Origin of the sequence: Methylobacterium currus, from assembly GCF_003058325.1 — a bacterium.
GTDB classification, from domain to species: domain Bacteria; phylum Pseudomonadota; class Alphaproteobacteria; order Rhizobiales; family Beijerinckiaceae; genus Methylobacterium; species Methylobacterium currus.
The window spans coordinates 6386433-6403714 of sequence record NZ_CP028843.1 but is presented as its reverse complement, the minus strand read 5'-3'; the positions used below and the strand labels follow the sequence as shown (position 1 = coordinate 6403714).

The window sequence follows — 17282 nt, the reverse complement described above, 5'->3', positions numbered from 1 at the left end:
CGGGCCGACCCCCATGACGAGGTCGCCCGCCATCTGGACGCCGTGGACGCGGCACGTCGGCTCGGCCCCGGGCTCGCGCGCCACGCCGCGCTGATCGCCGCGGGCGAGCTCGTCCAGGGCGTGGCCGATGCGGCGTTCCGGCAGACTGGCCGGGACGCGCATGAGGGCGCGACGGCCCGGCTTACCGGGATGCTGGTGTGGCTCGCCGAGCACCGGGTGGAATCCTGGCTCGCTCCGCCCCTCGCGGCGCGGCTCCGAGTCGCGAGCCCCCATACGGGCCCAAATCGAGGCTGCGCCCTACCTTGACCGGCATGATCCTGCTTCGCCATGGCCAGAGCCAGTTCAACCTCCATCACCACGCCACGGGCGTCGATCCCGGCATCGTCGACGCGCCCCTGACGCCGCTCGGCCACGAGCAGGCGGAGGCCGCCTCCCGAACCCTGGCGGGAGAAGGGGTGCGGCGCATCCTCTGCTCGCCGCTCACCCGCGCGCTCCAGACCGCCGCCCCGGTCGCGTCCCGCCTCGACCTGCCGGTCCTGGTCACGCCGACGGTGCGCGAGCGCCGGGGGGCGAGCTGCGACATCGGCACCTGCCGGACCGACCTCGCCCGCGCCTGGCCCCATCTCGACCTGAGCCACCTCGACGAGGTCTGGTGGCGCGAGGCCGAGGACGAGGAGGATCACGAGCCGGACCACCTCTTCGCCGCGCGCACCACCGCCTTCGGGGCCCGGATGGCCGGGGATCCCGATTGGGCCCATACCCTGGTCGTCTGCCACTGGGGGTTCATCCACGCAGTGACCGGCTGCAGCCTCTCCAACGGCGAGTGGGTCCGCTGCCGGATGGACGAGGGCGGGCGGCTGGTGGCGGTGGATCGCTGACGCTCCGTTGACCCCGGTCGAGGCGGCGAGGCGGTCGTTGCCTCATCCACCATGAGGGCGCCAGTCGCGAACCGACCATGCGCTGATTCTCTCCTCTCCCCGCGGGCGGGGAGAGGAGAGATCCTGTGCCTCTTCCTTCTCCGGACAGCATGACCGAATCCGCCTCGCCCGCCCTTTCGGCCGTCGCACAGGTCGCGCGGCCTCGCGACACCGCCCTCGTGCTGGCCGGGGGCAATGCTCTCGGGGCCTATCACGCCGGCGGCTACGAGATGCTTCAGGCGCGCGGAATCCAGCCGGGCTGGATCGCCGGCGCCTCGATCGGCGCGGTCACGGCGGCCATCATCGCCGGCAACGCGCCGGAGCACCGGGTCGAGCGGCTGCGGCAATTCTGGGATGAGGCGACCCAGCACACCGCGCCGAGCGCCACGGAGAGGCTCAAGCCGCGCCAGGTCTATAACGGCTTGCACGCCCTGATGACCCTGGCCTGGGGCCGCCCCACCATCTTCCGGCACCGTCTGCCCGGCCTGTGGTCGGCGCTGCCCTGGGTGCCGAACGACGTGGCGTTGTTCGACCACTCGCCCCTGCTCGACACGCTGGTGAGGCTCGTCGATTTCGGGCGGCTGAACCGGGGCGACATCCGCGTCACGATCGGATGCGTCGACATCACCACCGGCGAGGAGGTCTACGTCGACACCGCGCACCAGACGATCCGCCCCGAGCACATCCTGGCCTCGACCGCGATCATCCCGGCCTTCGCGCCGGTGGAGGTGGACGGACGCCTGCTCTGCGACGCCGGCTATACCAACAACCTGCCCCTCGATCCGATCTTCGCCGCCGAGCCGGCGCGGGACCTGCTCTGCATCGCCTTCGACCTGTTCGGCCTCCATGCCCCCCGGCCAGCCTCCCTCGATGCCGTCCTGGAGCGCGCGAACGACCTGATCTTCGCCAGCGCCGGCCGGCGCGCCATCGCGGGCCTGGAGCGGGAATACGCCTTGCGCCAGAAGCTCGATCCGCACGGGCCGGCCGTCGCGCTCCTGCACCTCGTCTACCAGGCCGAGGCCGATCAGCTCGCGGCCAAGAGCTTCGACTTCTCGCCCTCCTCGATCCGCGACCGCTGGCAGGCCGGCAGCCGCGACGCCGGCCGGTGCGCCGACTGGCTCGCGCGCCGCATTCCTGGGGACCTGCGCTTCACCTATGCCAAGCTCTGATAGGCCACCATCTGGCCGCCTCCCTTCGTCCGACGAGGGTGAACCGCTCCGTGCGACCGGTCCTTTCGGCCATCATCCACGCAATACTGGCGCAACAAACCTCCGCCACTCTACGGGGTGGACGCTGGAACATCGAACTTGTCTCTCATTTGTTGTATTGAGAGTTCAGAATTGTGATGAGGCAAATTCGTTCCCGTACTGTATCAACGGCGTAGGCGTAATATTTTTCCCGATATCGAGAAGGGTCAACGCGATGACGGTTCAGGCACGTCGCATGGTCGGATTCCTGGAGAGCGCCGCGACCGCGTCCGGTGAGGAGATCCGGGCGCATGTCAGGGCGCAACTCACGCGGCTCGTCTCCGGTCTGAAGGCGGAGGGGGGCTGCCTCGACGCGGCGTGAGCCCCCCGCCCGTCAGAACGGGTCGGCGACGATCGGCCAGAGCGGGCGGGCGGCCCTCGGCAGGCGCAAGGCGGCGAAGTCGGGATTGGCGCTGCCGGGCACGGCGACATGGAGGATGCGGTCGGCCCGCGGGGCGAAGCCGGCGTTGAAGTGCTGGGCCGACTTGACGAACACCGTGGCGTAGTCGGTCAGGCGCACGCCGAACTGCTCGAACACGCTCGGCTGGAAGACCTGGGTGCGCAAGCTGTTGAGCACGATGTGCAGGCCCGCCGCCTCGACCATCACGCAATCGCCCATCGGCTGCTTGCCGTTGCCGTAGGTCTGGACCGCATCGGGCACGATGCCGACGACGCGCACCGTGAGGTCGATGGGATCGCCCGACATCGGCCCGGTCTTGCCGCCGATGCGCAGGGCTAAGCGCGCACCCTCGCCGGCCTCGCGGCAGAGCCGGACCGCGACCGGATCCCAGATGCTGCCGATGGCGCAAGCCGTCGCGCCGGCCTCGACCAGGGCGCGCAGCAGGAAGGTCGAATCGCTCGCCGATCCCGCCCCGGCATTGTCGGAGACGTCGGCCAGCACGCTCACGCCCGCCGGAGGCGCGAGCGCCACCTGCACCGCCTCGTCGAGGGTCAGCAGCCGGTCGGTCGTCGCGTCCCGTAATTCCCAGAGTTCGCGGGCCAGCGCCTCGGCTGTGCGCCGAGCAAGACCTAAGTCGCCGTCGGCGACCGCCACCACCTTGGCGCCGACATCCGGGATGTCGGCCCAGGGGAAGCCATGGGCCAGCGACAGGGACAGGATCCCGTCCCGCCCCTCCGCCGCGCTCATCCGGTCGACGAAGCCGCGGGTCGGTGGGTTGGGCGTACGCCACACCGCCAGCATCCGGCAATCCGCGACCGCGATCACCGGGCGGGTCCGGCCGGCCCGCGCATCCTCGCAGAGACGGAAGAGGTCGCGCGCCCGGTCGTCGACGTCGATATGCGGGTATTCCTTGTAGGTGAGCAGCATGTCGGCGGCCGCGACGATGCGGTCGGTCAGGTGGCAATGCAGGTCGAGCTCGACCCCGATCGTCACCTTGTCGCCGACGATCTCCCGGGCCGCGACGACGAGCGCGCCTTCGCAATCATCTTCAGCGTCGGCGATCATCGCGCCGTGGAGGTTGAACAGGACCATGTCGACCGGGCCGGCGTTCCTCAGGTCGGCGAGGATGCGGTCGCGCAAGGCCACCCAGACGTCCTGGCGCGTCGGCCCGCCGGGCGGCGCGAAGGCACCCAAGCTCTCCACCACCTCGTAACCGGCGGCCTCCCCCATCTCGCGCCAGACCCGGAGCGGCCCGGCGAACCAGTGGTCCGACTGGCGGGAGGCGCCGGTCTCGACGTAGAGGTCGTCCAGGAAGGCGGCGCGCCCGGTCGGGATCGGCGAGAAGGTATTGGTCTCGGTGCCGAGCGCGGCGATGAAGAGCTTCACGGGTGGTTCTCCTCGGTGGTCCGACCGGTGCCCGACGGGTTCGGGCACCGCCCTCCGCGCGGCCGCCAGGTCCGCACGGTGACAATGATGGCCTATCCTATCCTCAGCCTCAGGATGAGGTGAGAGGAGGGGAGGGTGCGGGTCGTCAGGTGAGGTGGCGCGAGCCGTCGGCCGATCATGTCAGCCCCCTGCCGTCACATGCACCCCCGGCCGCCGCCCGTCGTTCCATTGCCCGCCGATCGCCCGTTCCACCTGCGCGGCGAGCTGGAGCAGCAGGCCGTCCGCCCCCTGGCGCGCCTGGGCCTGGATGCCGAGCGGCAGGCCGTGCTCGTTCCAGGCCAGCGGCATCGAGAGGGCGGGTAGGCCGCACAGGTTGGCGAGCGGCGTATAGGCGAAGTTGCGCCACAGGTTCTCGAACCAGTCATGGACCGACGGGTTGTCGCTGATCGTCAGGTACTCGGTCGTGCCGACCCGCGGCGTCGGCAGGGCGGTGACCGGCGTCAGGATGATGTCCCATTCCTCGAAGAAGGCGCCGAAGCCCCGGGCGGTGGTGTTGAACGCCGCCTGCATCGCCGCGCGCTCGGCGTAGCTCGCGTGACGACCGGCCTCCCAGATCCGGATGTTCATCGGCTCGACGAGGTCTTCCGGCGGGCGCTCGAGGCCCTTGGCGTCGATCAGCCCGTTGATGGTCTGGGCGAAGTTGGTGATGTAGCAGGTGGTCTGGGCCTGGAAGGCGGCCCGGATGTCGACCGCCGGCAACGCCCAGTCGACATGGTGGCCGAGGCCTTCGAGGAAGCGCCCGATCCGCTCCAGCTCGGCGACGTGGTGGGGCACGGCGCGGTAATCGCCCCATTCGTGCGACAGGGCGATGCGCAAGGAGCCCGGATCGCGCCCGATCAGCGTCGCGTAGGGCTCAGGGGAGGTCCAGTACGGCATGAACTCGCCCGGCGCGCCGCCGCGGCATTGGTCGACGAAGGTCGCGGTGTCGCGCACGGTCCGCGACTGGCAGCCCTGGATCGACACGATGCTGGTGAGATCCGAGCCGTAGGGCGCGATCGAGAACACGCCGCGGGAGGGCTTCAGCCCGAGATTGCCGTTCACCCCGGCCGGGATGCGGATCGATCCTCCCCCGTCGGTGGCGTGCGCCATCGGCACCACGCCCGACGCGACCGCGGCGGCGGAGCCGGCCGAGGAGCCGCAGGTGGTGTAGTCGAGGTTCCACGGGTTGCGGGTGACGTAGACCGCCGGGTTCTCCGCCGAGCTGCACACGCCGAATTCCGGCGTGGTGGTGCGGCCGATGAGGTTGAGGCCGGCCCGGCGCATCCGGCTCGTGAGATGGCTGTCGCTCGCCGCGCGGTTGCCGCGCATCAGGAGCGAGCCCATCTCCTGGAGCCGCCCCTTCAGGGTCGGCCCGAGATCCTTCATCAGGAACGGCACCCCCGCGAAGGCGCCGTCGAGGTCGGTGCCGTCCCGGGACGGGTCCGCGATCGCGTCGTCGAACAGCTCGACCACCGCGCTCGTCGCCGGGTTCGTCAGCGCCACGCCGGCCGCCGCCTGGGCGGCGAGTTCGGCCGCACTCACCTCCCCGGCGCGCACCCGCGCGGCGAGCGCGCAGGCATCGTGCTGCGCCCATTCCTCCCACGTCATGGCGAGGGTCATCGTATCGGTCCTGTTCTCGTTACAGCTGTCGTTTCAAGACAAGGCGCGTCCCCCTCTCCCGTGCGGGAGAGGGGATCCCGCGCTTCATCATCACGTGACGGCATCACGCGGAGGCCGCCTCCGCGAGGGGCTCCGCCCCCCGCCCGAAGTCCCGCCCCGGCGCCGCCTCGATCAGCGCCCGGGTGTAGGCCGCACTCGGCCGGGCGAAGACCTCCCCTGTGGGACCCTCCTCGACGATCCGGCCGCGCTGCATCACGATCAGCCGGTCGCAGATCTGCGCCGCCACCCGCAGGTCGTGGGTGATGAACAGGATCGCGAGGTCGAAGCGCCGCTGCACGTCGTCCAGGAGGGACAGCACCTGGCGCTGCACCGAGACGTCGAGGGCCGAGACCGCCTCGTCGGCGATCAGGATCTCGGGCTCCATGGCGAGGGCGCGGGCGAGCGCGATGCGCTGGCGCTGGCCGCCGGAGAACTGGTGCGGGTAGCGGGCGAGCGCCGCGGGATCGAGGCCGACGAGGCCCATCAGCTCGCGCGCCCGCGCCGTGGCGGCTTGCGGGTCGCTCCCGAAATTCACCGGCCCCTCGACGATCGAGGCGCCGACGGTGCGGCGCGGGTTGAGGGAGCGGAACGGATCCTGGAACACCACCTGGATTTTTTGCCGCAACGGCCGCAGCCGCCGCTCGGGCAGGCGGGCGATGTCGCGGTCGGCGACCATGATCTGCCCCGCGCTCGGGGCGATCAGCCGGGCGATGCAGCGCGCGACCGTGGACTTGCCCGAGCCCGACTCGCCGACGACGCCGACCGTCTCGCCGCGATGGATGCGCAAGGCCACGTCTGCGGCGGCGTGGACCTCGCGCGCTTTCTTGAACAGGCCGCCGCTGCGATAGGTCTTGGCGAGGCCCGCCGTCTCCAGCGCCAGCGCTCCGGTCACCGGAGGCCGCCGCGCGGGCGTCATCGTCGGCACCGCGGCGATCAGCATCTTGGTGTAGGGGTGTTGCGGATTCCCGAGGACGTGCGTCGCCGGCCCCTGCTCGACGATGCGGCCGTTCTGCATCACCACCACCCGGTCGGCGATCTCCGCCACCACGCCGAAATCGTGGGTGATGAACAGCACGCCGGTGCCGCGGCGCCCCTGCATCTCGCGGATCAGCCGCAGAATCTGGGCTTGCGTCGTGACGTCGAGGGCCGTCGTCGGCTCGTCGGCGATGAGGAGGGCGGGGTCGAGGATGAGGGCGGCGGCGATCATCACCCGCTGGCGCTGGCCGCCGGAGAGCTGGTGCGGGTAGGAGGCGTGCATCCGCTCCGGATCGGGCAGGTGCATCGCCTCCAGCATCGCCAGCACCTTGGCGCGGCGCTCTTTCGGCCCGAGGTCGGTGTGGATGCGCAGGACCTCCTCGATCTGGTCGCCGACGGTCAGCACCGGGTTCAGCGCCGTCATCGGCTCCTGGAAGATCATCGCCATCCGGTCGCCGCGCAGGGCCCGGAGGCGCTGCGGGCTCGCCGTCAGCACGTCCTCGCCGAGGAGCCGGATCGCCCCTGCGACGGGCTTGAGCACCCGGGCGAGCAGCCCCATCACCGAGAAGGCGGTGACCGACTTGCCCGAGCCCGATTCGCCGACGACGCAGACGATCTCGCCGGGGGCGACCGTGAAGGAGACGCCGTCGACGGCGCGCAGCCGGTCGCCGCCGCCCGGGAGCGCGATGGCGAGGTTCTCGACCTCGAGGACGGGAGCGCTGCTCATCGGCCGGTCATCTTCGGATCGAGGGTGTCGCGCAGGCCGTCGCCCAGCATGTTCACGGCGAGCACCGTCAGGCCCAGAAAGATCCCCGGATACAGGATGTTGTGCGGGTAGACCCGGAACAGGTTGCGGCCCTCCGCCATGATGTTGCCCCAGCTCGGCGTCTCCGGCGGGATGCCGATGCCGAGGAAGGAGAGCACCGCCTCGACCAGGATCGCCGAGGCGGCGATGAAGGTGCCCTGCACGATCAGCGGCGCGATCGTATTGGGCAGGATGTGGCGCGCCATCAGGAGCGGCAGGCGGGTGCCGGCCATGATCGCCGCCTCGACATAGGGTTCCTCCCGCACCGAGAGCACGATGGAGCGCACCAGCCGCACCACCCGGGGGATCTCCGGCACCATGATCGCGGCGATGACCGCCGGGAGACCGGCCCGGAACAGCGACACCACCGCGATGGCGAGCAGGATGCCGGGGATCGCCATCAGCCCGTCCATCAGCCGCATGATCGGCCCGTCGAGGGGACGGATGTACCCGGCCACCAGCCCGAGCAGGAGGCCGATGGCGAGCGACAGCACCGCCACCGAGACGGCGATCAAGAGCGAGACCCGGGCGCCGTAGAGCACGCGGCTGTAGACGTCGCGCCCGAGGCTGTCCGTGCCCATCCGGTGACGGAAGGTCGTCGTGCTGCCGTCCTCGGCCCGGATCGTGCGCTCGAAGCCCGGCGGGCGGTTGCGGGTCGCCGGGTTGATCGCGGTCGGATCGAGGGTGCCGAGGAAGGGCGCGCAGGCGCCGATCAGCGCCATCAGCAGCAGGAAGCCGGCGCCGAGGGCCACGACGGGGTTGCGCAGGAGGCGCGCGGCCAGGGACCGGCCGGGCGGCGGGAGTGCGGCTGCGGGGGCCAGCAGGCTCGGCTCGGCACTCAATGACGGATCCTCGGGTCGAACAGGCTGTAGGTCAGGTCGATCAGGAGGTTGATGAGGACGTAGACGCCCGAGAACAGCAGGATCAGCGCCTGGATCGTCGGGTAGTCGCGGGCCAGCACTGCATCGACCGTGAGGCGGCCGAGGCCGGGAATCGCGAACACGCTCTCGGTCACCACCACCCCGCCGATCAGGAGCGCGATGCCGATGCCGACCACGGTGACGATCGGCACCGCGGCGTTCTTGAGCGCGTGGCGGAAGAGGATCTTGCGCTCGACCTGGCCCTTGGCCCGGGCGGTGCGGATGTAGTCCTCGTTCAGCACTTCCAGCACGCTCGCCCGGGTCATGCGGGCGATGAGCGCGATATAGACGACCGACAGGGTCATCGCGGGCAGGACCAGCCTGTGCAGGTAGCCTCCGAACCCGCTCGCGAGCGGCTGGTAGCCCTGGACCGGGAACCAGCCGAGCGTGATCGCGAAGACGTAGATCAGCAGGTAGCCGATCACGAAGACCGGCACCGAGAAGCCGAGCACCGAGACGCCCATCACGATCCGGTCGAGCCAGGAGCCGTGCCGGTAGGCCGCGACGACGCCCAGAGGAATGGCGACGCAGATTGCGATCAGCATCGTGGCGGCGGCGAGCGACAGGGTCGGTTCGATCCGCCCGAGGATCAATTCGCCGATGCTCTTCTTGAAGAAGAACGACTCGCCGAGATTGCCCTTGGCCAGGTTGCCGATCCAGATCGCGAACTGCGCCGGCAGCGGCTGGTCGAGGCCGAGCTTGCTGCGGACCTGGGCGATCTGCTCGCTCGAGGCGTTGTCCCCGGCGATCACCGCCGCCGGGTCGCCCGGGGTGAGCCGCAGCATCAGGAAGACCAGCACCGCGACGATCGCCAGGACCGGGATGGCGGCGACGAGGCGCCGCAGCACGTAGCCGAGCATCCGTTACTTCTTCACGACGTTCCAGAACACCGGCGCCGCGGCGGTCAGGATGCCGGAGATGTTTTTGCGCGCGGCGATCGGGATGTAGAACTGGCCGAGATGGACGTAAGGCACGACCTCGCGCCAGCGCGTCTGCACAGCCTCGGCGATCGCCTTCTGCTTCACCGGGTCGACCTCGCGGGCGAAGTCGTCGCGCAAGCGCTCCATCTCGGCATCGCAGGGCCAGCCGAACGGGGCCTTGTCGCAGCTCATGTTGATGAAGCTCGACATCACCGGGTTCAGGATGTCGGCCGAGACCCAGGAGGTGTTCATCAGGTTCCAGCCGCCCTTGTCGGCGGGATCCTTGCGCACCCGGCGCGACACCACGGTCTGCCAGTCGGAGGATTGCATATCGACCTTGAAGCCGCCCTTCTCGAGGAGCTGCTTGGCGACCGGGCCGAGATTGGTCAGGGTCTGGAGGTCGGTCGAGTGCAGGAGCACGATCGGCGTGCCGTCGTATCCTGCCTCCTTCAGGAGCTGCTTTGACTTGGCGAAGTTCGAGTCGAGCAGCCCGTCCATCCCCTTCTCGGTGGCGAGCGGCGACCCGCAGACGAACAGGGCCTTGCAGGTCTTGTAATAATCGGGGTCGCCCACCACCGCCTGGAGGAAGTCGGTCTGGTTGAGGGCGTAGGTCAGGGCCTGGCGTACCTTCGGGTTGTCGAAGGGCTTGATCAGGTGGTTCGGCCGCATCGCGTATTGCAGGCCGAGCGGATTGTAGTCGACGAGCTGGACGCTCGCATCGCCCTTGAGCAGCGGGATCAGGTCGTAGGCCGGCTGCTCGATCAGGTCGATCTCGCCGGCGAGCAGCGCGTTCACCGCCTGCTGCTGGTCCGAGATCGCCAGCCATTCGACCCGGTCGACCTTGACCACCTTGCCGCCGGCGAGCCCCGAGGCCGGCTCGGGCCGTGGCTTGTAGTCCTTGAACTTGGTGTAGACGATCCTGTCGCCGGGCTTCCACTCGTCGGTCTTCATCACGAAGGGGCCGGAGCCGGTGAAGTCCGAGATCTGCTGGTTCGGGTCGGTCTCGGCGACCCGCTTCGGCATCATGAACGGCACGTTCGAGGACGGCTTGGCGAGGCCGAACAGCAGGAGCCCGGTCGGCGATTTGAGCTTCACGGTGAAGCTTTTCGCGTCGTTGGCGCTCATGCCCTCGACGAAGGTCATCAGCTTCTGGCCGAGCGAATCCCGGGCGCTCCACCGCTTGATCGAGGCGACGCAATCCTCCGCCGTCACCGGCTTGCCGTCGTGCCAGGCGAGGCCATCGCGCAGGGTGAACGTGTAGGTCAGGTTGTCGGGCGACACGGTATAGGTGTCGACCATCTGCGGCTTGATCTCGCCCTGTCCGTCGAGCGCGAACAGCGTGTCGTAGATCATGTAGCCGTGGTTGCGGACGATGTAGGCGGTGGTCCAGATCGGATCGACGATCTTGACGTCCGAATGCATCACCGCCTTGAGCGTCTGGGCCGGCGCGACGTCGGGCGCGAGCAGGGCCGCGGTTGCGGCGATGAGGCCGAGGACGGACCGACGAAACGCCATCACGTTGTCTCCTCGCAGTCTCGCCGCGGGTGCGGCGATGCCATCAGGGTGCTGGGCAACATGCCCATGGCGCCGGGTATGCAATCGACAGACCAGATCTCCGGCGGCGGCCGGAACTGATCGGTTGCGCCGAAGGTTTCGGCTCAACGCAAGTGTTGGGACAGCAGAGACGGCGTGGCGCAGGTCTTCCGGTGACCCAGGCCGTACAGACCGTCGCAGGATGCGGGAGGGCGGGCGGGCTGACTACGACGAAATCGTGCGAGGCGTGCACCGCTTTTCGTGGCACTCCCCGTCGTTCAAGCTCGCACTTGGAGCAGCGCGGCTTCCAGCTCGCGGCGCAGGCGCTCGGCGGCGTAGCTCGGCTGGCGGTCGGCCGGGACGCAGAGGTCGAGGGAGGTCTCGACCGGCATCGTGTCGGGGAAGGGCACGGCCGCCATCGTGCCGGCGTCGATCTCGTCGGCGACGGCCGCCCGCGGCAGCACCCCGAGGGCGCCGGCCTGAACGATCAGCGCGCGTTGCAGGTCCAGGGAGGCGGCCTCGAAGGTCGGCACGATCCGGCACCCCGCCTCCGCCGCCGCCCGGTCGAGATAGGTGCGCACGCCGAATTCCGGGCCCGGCAGCACCCAGCGATAGCGCTCGAGGGCCCTGCAAGCCGCGCCGCCGTCCCGCGTCACCGGATGGCCGGGCGGCGCGATGATGAATTGCGGCAGCCGCACCCGTCTGACCACCGCGATCGCGGCGGAGGCCGGGGCGAAGAAGGTGAGGGCGAGGTCGCAGGAGGCGTCCTCGATCGCCCGCACGCCGTCCTTCGCGGTGCCGGTGCGCAGCCGGGCGCGGACATGCGGGTGGCGGGCCGCGAAGGCGGCGAGGACCGGCACCAGGATCGCCGAGGCGACGCCCTCGGCAGCATGGACGCCGACGAGGCCGCCGCGCAGACCCTTCAGGTCATCGATCAGGCGGACGACGTGGTCGAGCTCGTTGATGGTCCGGTCGAGCTTGGCGGCGAGCAATTCGCCCGCCGCGGTCAGCCGGATGCCGAGCGGCCCGCGTTCGAGCAGCGGCGCGTCCATGTAGTATTCGAGCTGCGAGATGTGCCGCGCCAGCACGTTGGGATGGATGTCGAGCTGGGTCGCGGCGTCGCGCAGCGACGTGCAGCGGGTGACGACCGCGAAGTAGTGGAGAGCGACGATCTTCGCCATGCCGAAATGCCCGTGGCCGAGACCGGCCGGCCCTGCCCTCTTGCGGGCAAGGCCGGCCGGCGCGCAGGGCCGTTCTCTCTCACGAAACTCCCGCATCGTCATGGCGCATCGTCACGGCGCATCGTCACGGCGCATCGCGATGGGCTCAGGCGCCGGGGGTGGCCTGCGGGATCGCGCCCCGGAGCGCGGCGTAGCTCGTCATCAGGTTGCGGTAGTCCGGGATATGGTCGCCGAGCAGCGTCGCCAGCCCCTCGACGTCCCGGCGCCAGTCGCGGTGCAGCTCGCAGGCGACCGCGAACCAGTTCACGAGCTGCACGCCGGCTGCCGACATCCGGTTCCAGGCCCCGTCGCGCACCACCGGATTGAAGGTGCCGGAGGCGTCGGTGACGGCGAACACCTCGTAGCCCTCAGCGATGGCCGACAGGGCCACGAAGGCGACGCAGACCTCGGTGACGACACCCGCGATGATCAGCTGCTTGCGGCCCGTGGCCTTCACGGCGGCGACGAAATCGGGGTTGTCCCAGGCGTTGATCTGGCCAGGCCGGGCGATGAAGGGCGCATCCGGGAACTTGGCCTTCAGCTCGGGCATGATCGGGCCGTTCGGTCCGTCCTCGAAGCTGGTGGTCAGGATGGTCGGCAGCTTGAAGTAAGCGGCGAGGTCGGCGACGGCCAGCACGTTGTTCTTGAAGCGGTCGGGATCGAAGTCGCGCACCAGCGACATCAGGCCGGCCTGATGATCGACCAGCAGGACGACGGCCTGATCGAGGTCGAGGCGATTGTAGGGCTTGGTCATGGTCGTCTCCATCGTGGCGGCCGGTGCGGCGGCGTGTCGATGGAGGGAGTATGTCTGGGGTGTTTCTGATTGAAAACAGAAACGATGGAAACTGATCGTTTTTAAAAATTACCAGATGGTCGAGGATGAAGGCTGCCGCTCCCGCGTCGCCGGGCACCGGATCCCGCCCCTGGAGGCCGGGCACTACGCCAGCCCGGGCACTACGCCAGCGTCGCGGGCAGCTCGATCGTGAACGCCGTCCCGCGATCCTCGCCGCTTTCCAGCGCGATCCGGCCCTGGAGGGTCGAGGTCACGAGGTTGTAGACGATGTGCAGCCCCAATCCCGTGCTGCCCTTGTCCCGCCGCGTGGTGAAGAACGGATCGAAGATCCGCAGGCGGTTCTCCTCCGGGATGCCGCGGCCGTCGTCGCGGAACACGATCCTGATCCGCGCCTCGTCGAGCCGGGCCACGTCGACCGCGAGCGTGCCCGTCCGGCCGTCGGGAAAGGCGTGGAGGACGGCGTTCAGCGCCAGGTTGCTGATCACCTGCGCGAGGGCGCCCGGGTAGGAATCGAGCACGATCCCCTCGGCGCAGGCGAGCCGGACCTCGTGGCCCTTGCGCCGCAGGAGGGGCCCAAGGGTGCTCATCAGCTCGACGAGCCAGTCGCGCAGGTCGAAGCGGCGCCGGTCCTCGATCGCCTGATCGACCGCGACCTGCTTGAAGTTGTGCACGAGGTCGGCGGCCCGGGTCAGGTTCGAGAAGATCAGCCGCGTTCCCTCGTTCAGGTGCTCGACGGTCTGCGTCAGCTGCGAGCGGCTGATCTGACCCGCGGCGACGCTGCGGCGCAGCTCCCCGAGATGGTGGTCGAAGGCCGTCGAAGTGGTCAGCGCGAGGCCGATGGGGTGTTGATCTCGTGGGCGACGCCCGCCACGAGCTGGCCCAGGGCCGCCAGCTTCTCGGCCTGGACCAGCTGCGCCTGCGTCGCGCGCAGCTCGGCCAGGGCGGCCTCCGAGCGAATCGTCTCGACCTGAAGCTCCTGCGTGGTGCGGAACTGGCGCCGCGCACGGAATTCCCGGGCGCCGACGCCGTAGAGCGAGAGCGCGTAGGCGGCGCCGATCTCGGCATTGTTCACGAGGGTCAGGCCTGGATTGTCGTGCGTGGCGATCGTCTCGAACAGGGCGAAGCAGGTCCAGGTCAGGGCGGCGAAGATCGCGAAGGCCGGCACCCGCAGGGGCAGCAGCGTCGACACGAACAGGATCACCACGATCATGCCGGCGGCGCCGTGGTCGAAGCTCGGGCGCAGGAAGACATAGATCACGCTGAGCATGCAGCCCGGCACGACGCAGTAGACGAGATAGATCCGCTCCGCCCACGGACGGGCGCCCGGCCAGCCGAGCAGCAGCGTCGCCGGCAGCAGGACCAGGAGGGCGACGGCGAGCCGGATCGCGGTGGCGACCGCCCAGGCCTCCGGGCTGAGGATCCAGTCCATGGCCGAGAAGGAGCAGTAGACGATGGCGCCGAGCACCATCGCGGCCTGCGTGCGGCCGAGATCGTCGAGGGTGAATTGCCGGACGAACCGCTTCTCGTCATGCGGATCGTCGAACCGGAGACCGAGCTTGAGCAGGAGCCTGTGCATGAAGCCACCCCATACACGCGCGGGCTCGCCGCGCCCATGGCGCGGCGGCCTCCCTCCCGGGGGGGCAGGGGGCTAATCGGGGTAAACCCGTTGACCACCAAGTGCCGGTTCGCCTCTTCGCTACGCGCGGGGGAGGCCGGCACTTCACCGGTAGAAGCCGAGGATGGATTTGGTCTCCAGATACTCCTCCAGGCCTTCGCGGCCGTATTCCCGGCCGTTGCCCGAGCGCTTGTAGCCGCCGAACGGTGCCGCCGGGTCCCAGTCCGGCCCGTTGAGGTGGACCTGGCCGGCCCGGATCCGCCCGGCCACCGCCCGCACCTGCTCGAGATCGGTGCCCTGCACGTGGGCGCCCAGGCCATAGATCGTGTCGTTGGCGATCTCGACCGCCTCTTCCACGCTGTCATAGGGAAGGATCGCCAGGACCGGCCCGAAAATCTCTTCTCGAGCGATCGTCATGTCGCGGCGCACCGCGGAGAAGACAGTCGGGCGGGCAAAGAGGCCGGTCGTCAGGCCCCCGGGCCGGCCGGGGCCGCCGGTGACGAGTCGCGCGCCCTCGTCGAGGCCGATCCGGATCATCCGCTCGATGCGGTCGAACTGGGCCCGGTTGGCGATGGCGCCGTGGGTCGTCTCCTCGCGGAGCGGATCGCCGACCGCGAACCCGGCGACGGTCTTCTCCGCCAGCGCCTCGACCTCGGCAAGGTGCGCACGCGGCACCAGCATCCGGGTCGGCGCGCTGCAGGACTGGCCGAGATTGCGCATCGCCGCAGCGACGCCGAGGGGAATGCAGCGTTTCAGGTCGGCATCCGGCAGCACGACGTTCGGCGACTTGCCGCCGAGCTCCTGCGCCACGCGCTTGACCGTGGGCGCCGCGGCCTGCGCCACGAGCACCCCGGCCCGGGTCGATCCGGTGATCGAGATCATGTCGACCTCCGGATGCGCGGCCAGCGCCTCGCCGACCACCGGCCCGGTGCCGTTGACGAGGTTGAACACGCCGGCCGGGCAGCCCGCCTCGTCCATCACCTCGGCGAAGAGGAGCGCGCTCAGGGGCGACAGCTCGCTCGGCTTCAGCACCAATGTGCAGCCCGCCGCCAGTGCCGGGCCGACCTTGGCGGTGATCTGGTAGAGCGGCCAGTTCCACGGCGTGATGAGCCCGCAGACGCCGATCGCCTCGCGGGCGATGGCGGTGGTGCCGCGCTGCGACAGGAAGGGATACGTCGCGAGCAGGTCGCGTGCGACCCGGAGGTGCTCGGCGGCGAGCGGCACCTGGGCGCGGCGGGCATAGGTGATGGCGGCGCCCATCTCGGCGGTCAGGGCCTGCGCGAACAGCTCCAGCCGGTCCAGCACGAGCCGATGGACGCGGTCGAGGAGCGCGGCGCGCTCAGCCGGCGTCGTGCGCGACCAGGCCGGGAACGCGCGCCGCGCGGCGGCGACCGCGAGCTCGACGTCGTCCGCTCCGCCGAGCGCGATCTCGGCGATCACCGCCTCGCTCGCCGGGTTGACGACGCCGGCGCGCTCGCGGCCGGCCGGATCGCGCCACGCCCCGTCGCCATAGAAGCGGGTCAGGCGGCCGGCCTCCGCCAGGTGCCGAAGCGGATCGGTCATTGGAAGCGGTCCTTGAGGCGGTAATAGGCGCCGACGAGGGGCAGGAACCAGGGCGGGCCGAAATGGCCGGGAATCGCCGGCCAGGCGAACGCGCCCCAGGGGTTCAGCTCGGTGCGCCCGTCCATCACCTCGGCCATGAGGGTGCCCATCAGGGTCGCCATCTGGGTGCCGTGGCCGCTGTAGCCCATCGCGTAGTAGAGGCCGTCGCGCTCGCCGGCGCGGGGGAGGCGGTCGCGGGTCATGTCGACCATGCCGCCCCAGCAATAGTCGATGCGGACGTCGCGCAGTTCGGGGAAGACGTCGTGCAGGGCGGCGCGCAGGATCGCGCCGCTCTTCTCGTCCGAGGCCGGGTTGGAAACCGCGAAGCGGGCACGTCCCCCGAAGAGCAGCCGGTTGTCGGGCGTGGTGCGGAAGTAGTTGACGAGGTTCTTGGTATCGACCGCATTGCGGCGGCGCGGGGTGAGCCGGTCCAGCATCTCGACGGGCAGGGGCTCGGTGGCGATCAGGAAGGCGCCGACCGGCACGATGCGCCGGCGCACCCAGCCGAGCGGGCCGGCCTGGGAGGTGCCGCTGGCCAAAAGCACCTGGCGAGCCCGGACGGTTCCGCGCGGCGTGCCGACGAGATGGCCGCCACCCGGAACAGCCTTCAGTGTCGTCATCGGGGTGTGCTCGTGGACCGCGACTCCGCGCCGGGCGGCGGCCTCGGCGAGGCCGCGGACGAAGCGCCCGACATGCAGGGCGGCGCTCTTGCGGTAGATCAGGCCGCCGTAATAGCGCCCGGATCCGATCTCGGCGGGGAGGTCGGCGCGGCTGACCATCTCGGTCTCGGGGTCGACCGTGGCGGCGAGCAGCGCCTGGCTGCGCGCCAGCTTGTCGACATGCTCGGGCTTGGCCGCGAGCTTGATCTTGCCGACGCGGGCGAAGCTGCAATCGATCCCCTCTTCCCGGACCAGCCGCTCGACCGTGTCGACGCCGGCATCGAAGGCCCGGTAGAGCCGGTCGGCGACCTCCCGGCCGAGCTTACCCGAGAGCGTGCCGTAATCCTGCGCGAAGCCGTTGTTGCACATGCCGCCGTTGCGCCCCGAGGCGGCGTTGCCGATCGTGCCGGCCTCCAGGAGGACGACGCGGGCGCCCTTCTTCGCCAGCGCCAGGGCGGCGGAGGAGCCGGTCAGGCCGCCGCCGATCACCGCGACGTCGCAGGTGCCCTCGACCGGCCCCTCGGCGCCGCCCGCGAACGGGTTCGACGTGTCCAGCCAATAGGATGTGAGCTTCATAGCGGCACCCGGAGGT

At 70.2% G+C, this 17282-nt stretch carries 14 protein-coding genes and 1 pseudogene; 4 read left to right on the top strand and 11 right to left on the bottom strand.

Annotated features, from left to right (window positions below; all coding sequences use genetic code 11):
• The first annotated feature begins 42 nt into the window (after positions 1-42).
• The 4 genes from DA075_RS36150 to DA075_RS36840 all read left to right on the top strand — a co-directional run bounded on the left by DA075_RS36150 (position 43) and on the right by DA075_RS36840 (position 2486).
• On the top strand, positions 43-306 hold the full coding sequence (locus DA075_RS36150) for a hypothetical protein (protein WP_123834486.1): 264 nt from the start codon (positions 43-45) through the stop codon (positions 304-306).
• Between the two features lie 5 nt (positions 307-311).
• Entirely contained in the window at positions 312-878 is a 567-nt protein-coding gene (locus DA075_RS29375; protein ID WP_099956197.1) for a histidine phosphatase family protein, read from the top strand.
• A gap of 149 nt (positions 879-1027) precedes the next feature.
• A complete protein-coding gene (locus tag DA075_RS29370; RefSeq protein ID WP_099956196.1) occupies positions 1028-2086 on the top strand; it encodes a patatin-like phospholipase family protein in 1059 nt (352 codons plus the stop codon).
• Positions 2087-2339: 253 nt separating this feature from the next.
• Positions 2340-2486: a hypothetical protein gene (locus DA075_RS36840; RefSeq protein ID WP_164712515.1), complete on the top strand. Its 147-nt coding sequence runs from the start codon at positions 2340-2342 to the stop codon at positions 2484-2486.
• Between the two features lie 12 nt (positions 2487-2498).
• Here DA075_RS36840 and DA075_RS29365 read toward each other — a convergent pair whose 3' ends face one another.
• From DA075_RS29365 to DA075_RS29315, 11 genes and pseudogenes are all read right to left on the bottom strand, one after another.
• The gene (locus DA075_RS29365) at positions 2499-3950 is read right to left on the bottom strand and encodes a M81 family metallopeptidase (RefSeq protein WP_099956195.1); all 1452 of its coding nucleotides are present in this window, start codon (positions 3948-3950) and stop codon (positions 2499-2501) included.
• Positions 3951-4130: 180 nt separating this feature from the next.
• Positions 4131-5609 carry an amidase gene (locus tag DA075_RS29360; protein WP_099956194.1) on the bottom strand — a complete coding sequence of 493 codons (1479 nt, stop codon included), beginning with the start codon at positions 5607-5609 and terminating at the stop codon, positions 4131-4133.
• Between the two features lie 103 nt (positions 5610-5712).
• Positions 5713-7350, bottom strand: a complete 1638-nt coding sequence (locus DA075_RS29355) for an ABC transporter ATP-binding protein (RefSeq protein ID WP_099956193.1) — start codon at positions 7348-7350, stop codon at positions 5713-5715.
• Complete coding sequence (locus DA075_RS29350; protein ID WP_244936434.1) at positions 7347-8270, bottom strand: ABC transporter permease; 924 nt, start codon at positions 8268-8270, stop codon at positions 7347-7349. Before DA075_RS29350 ends, DA075_RS29355 begins: the two co-directional genes overlap by 4 nt.
• Positions 8267-9208, bottom strand: a complete 942-nt coding sequence (locus DA075_RS29345) for an ABC transporter permease (protein ID WP_099956192.1) — start codon at positions 9206-9208, stop codon at positions 8267-8269. The genes DA075_RS29350 and DA075_RS29345 overlap by 4 nt, the downstream gene beginning before the upstream one ends.
• A 3-nt stretch (positions 9209-9211) precedes the next feature.
• A complete protein-coding gene (locus DA075_RS29340) occupies positions 9212-10783 on the bottom strand; it encodes an ABC transporter substrate-binding protein (protein ID WP_099956191.1) in 1572 nt (523 codons plus the stop codon).
• 296 nt (positions 10784-11079) lie between these two features.
• Positions 11080-11982 carry a LysR family transcriptional regulator gene (locus tag DA075_RS29335; RefSeq protein WP_164712514.1) on the bottom strand — a complete coding sequence of 301 codons (903 nt, stop codon included), beginning with the start codon at positions 11980-11982 and terminating at the stop codon, positions 11080-11082.
• Positions 11983-12127: 145 nt separating this feature from the next.
• Positions 12128-12775 (bottom strand): isochorismate family cysteine hydrolase YcaC, encoded by a 648-nt coding sequence (gene ycaC, locus DA075_RS29330; protein WP_099956189.1) that lies wholly within the window; start codon positions 12773-12775, stop codon positions 12128-12130.
• Positions 12776-12975: 200 nt separating this feature from the next.
• Positions 12976-14390 (bottom strand): annotated as a pseudogene (locus DA075_RS29325) (sensor histidine kinase).
• A gap of 144 nt (positions 14391-14534) precedes the next feature.
• Entirely contained in the window at positions 14535-15992 is a 1458-nt protein-coding gene (locus DA075_RS29320) for an aldehyde dehydrogenase family protein (protein WP_099956188.1), read from the bottom strand.
• Complete coding sequence (locus DA075_RS29315; RefSeq protein WP_099956187.1) at positions 15989-17266, bottom strand: NAD(P)/FAD-dependent oxidoreductase; 1278 nt, start codon at positions 17264-17266, stop codon at positions 15989-15991. The genes DA075_RS29320 and DA075_RS29315 overlap by 4 nt, the downstream gene beginning before the upstream one ends.
• Positions 17267-17282: the final 16 nt, after the last annotated feature.

What these genes read in the sequence shown, in the direction of transcription:
- DA075_RS29375 (WP_099956197.1), top strand. Translation starts at nt 312, where the DNA reads ATGATCCTGCTTCGCCATGGCCAGAGCCAGTTCAACCTCCATCACCAC.
- DA075_RS29370 (WP_099956196.1), top strand. Translation starts at nt 1,028, where the DNA reads ATGACCGAATCCGCCTCGCCCGCCCTTTCGGCCGTCGCACAGGTCGCG.
- DA075_RS36840 (WP_164712515.1), top strand. Translation starts at nt 2,340, where the DNA reads ATGACGGTTCAGGCACGTCGCATGGTCGGATTCCTGGAGAGCGCCGCG.
- DA075_RS29360 (WP_099956194.1), bottom strand. Translation starts at nt 5,609, where the DNA reads ATGACCCTCGCCATGACGTGGGAGGAATGGGCGCAGCACGATGCCTGC.
- DA075_RS29355 (WP_099956193.1), bottom strand. Translation starts at nt 7,350, where the DNA reads ATGAGCAGCGCTCCCGTCCTCGAGGTCGAGAACCTCGCCATCGCGCTC.
- DA075_RS29345 (WP_099956192.1), bottom strand. Translation starts at nt 9,208, where the DNA reads ATGCTCGGCTACGTGCTGCGGCGCCTCGTCGCCGCCATCCCGGTCCTG.
- DA075_RS29340 (WP_099956191.1), bottom strand. Translation starts at nt 10,783, where the DNA reads ATGGCGTTTCGTCGGTCCGTCCTCGGCCTCATCGCCGCAACCGCGGCC.
- DA075_RS29335 (WP_164712514.1), bottom strand. Translation starts at nt 11,982, where the DNA reads ATGGCGAAGATCGTCGCTCTCCACTACTTCGCGGTCGTCACCCGCTGC.
- ycaC (WP_099956189.1), bottom strand. Translation starts at nt 12,775, where the DNA reads ATGACCAAGCCCTACAATCGCCTCGACCTCGATCAGGCCGTCGTCCTG.
- DA075_RS29320 (WP_099956188.1), bottom strand. Translation starts at nt 15,992, where the DNA reads ATGACCGATCCGCTTCGGCACCTGGCGGAGGCCGGCCGCCTGACCCGC.
- DA075_RS29315 (WP_099956187.1), bottom strand. Translation starts at nt 17,266, where the DNA reads ATGAAGCTCACATCCTATTGGCTGGACACGTCGAACCCGTTCGCGGGC.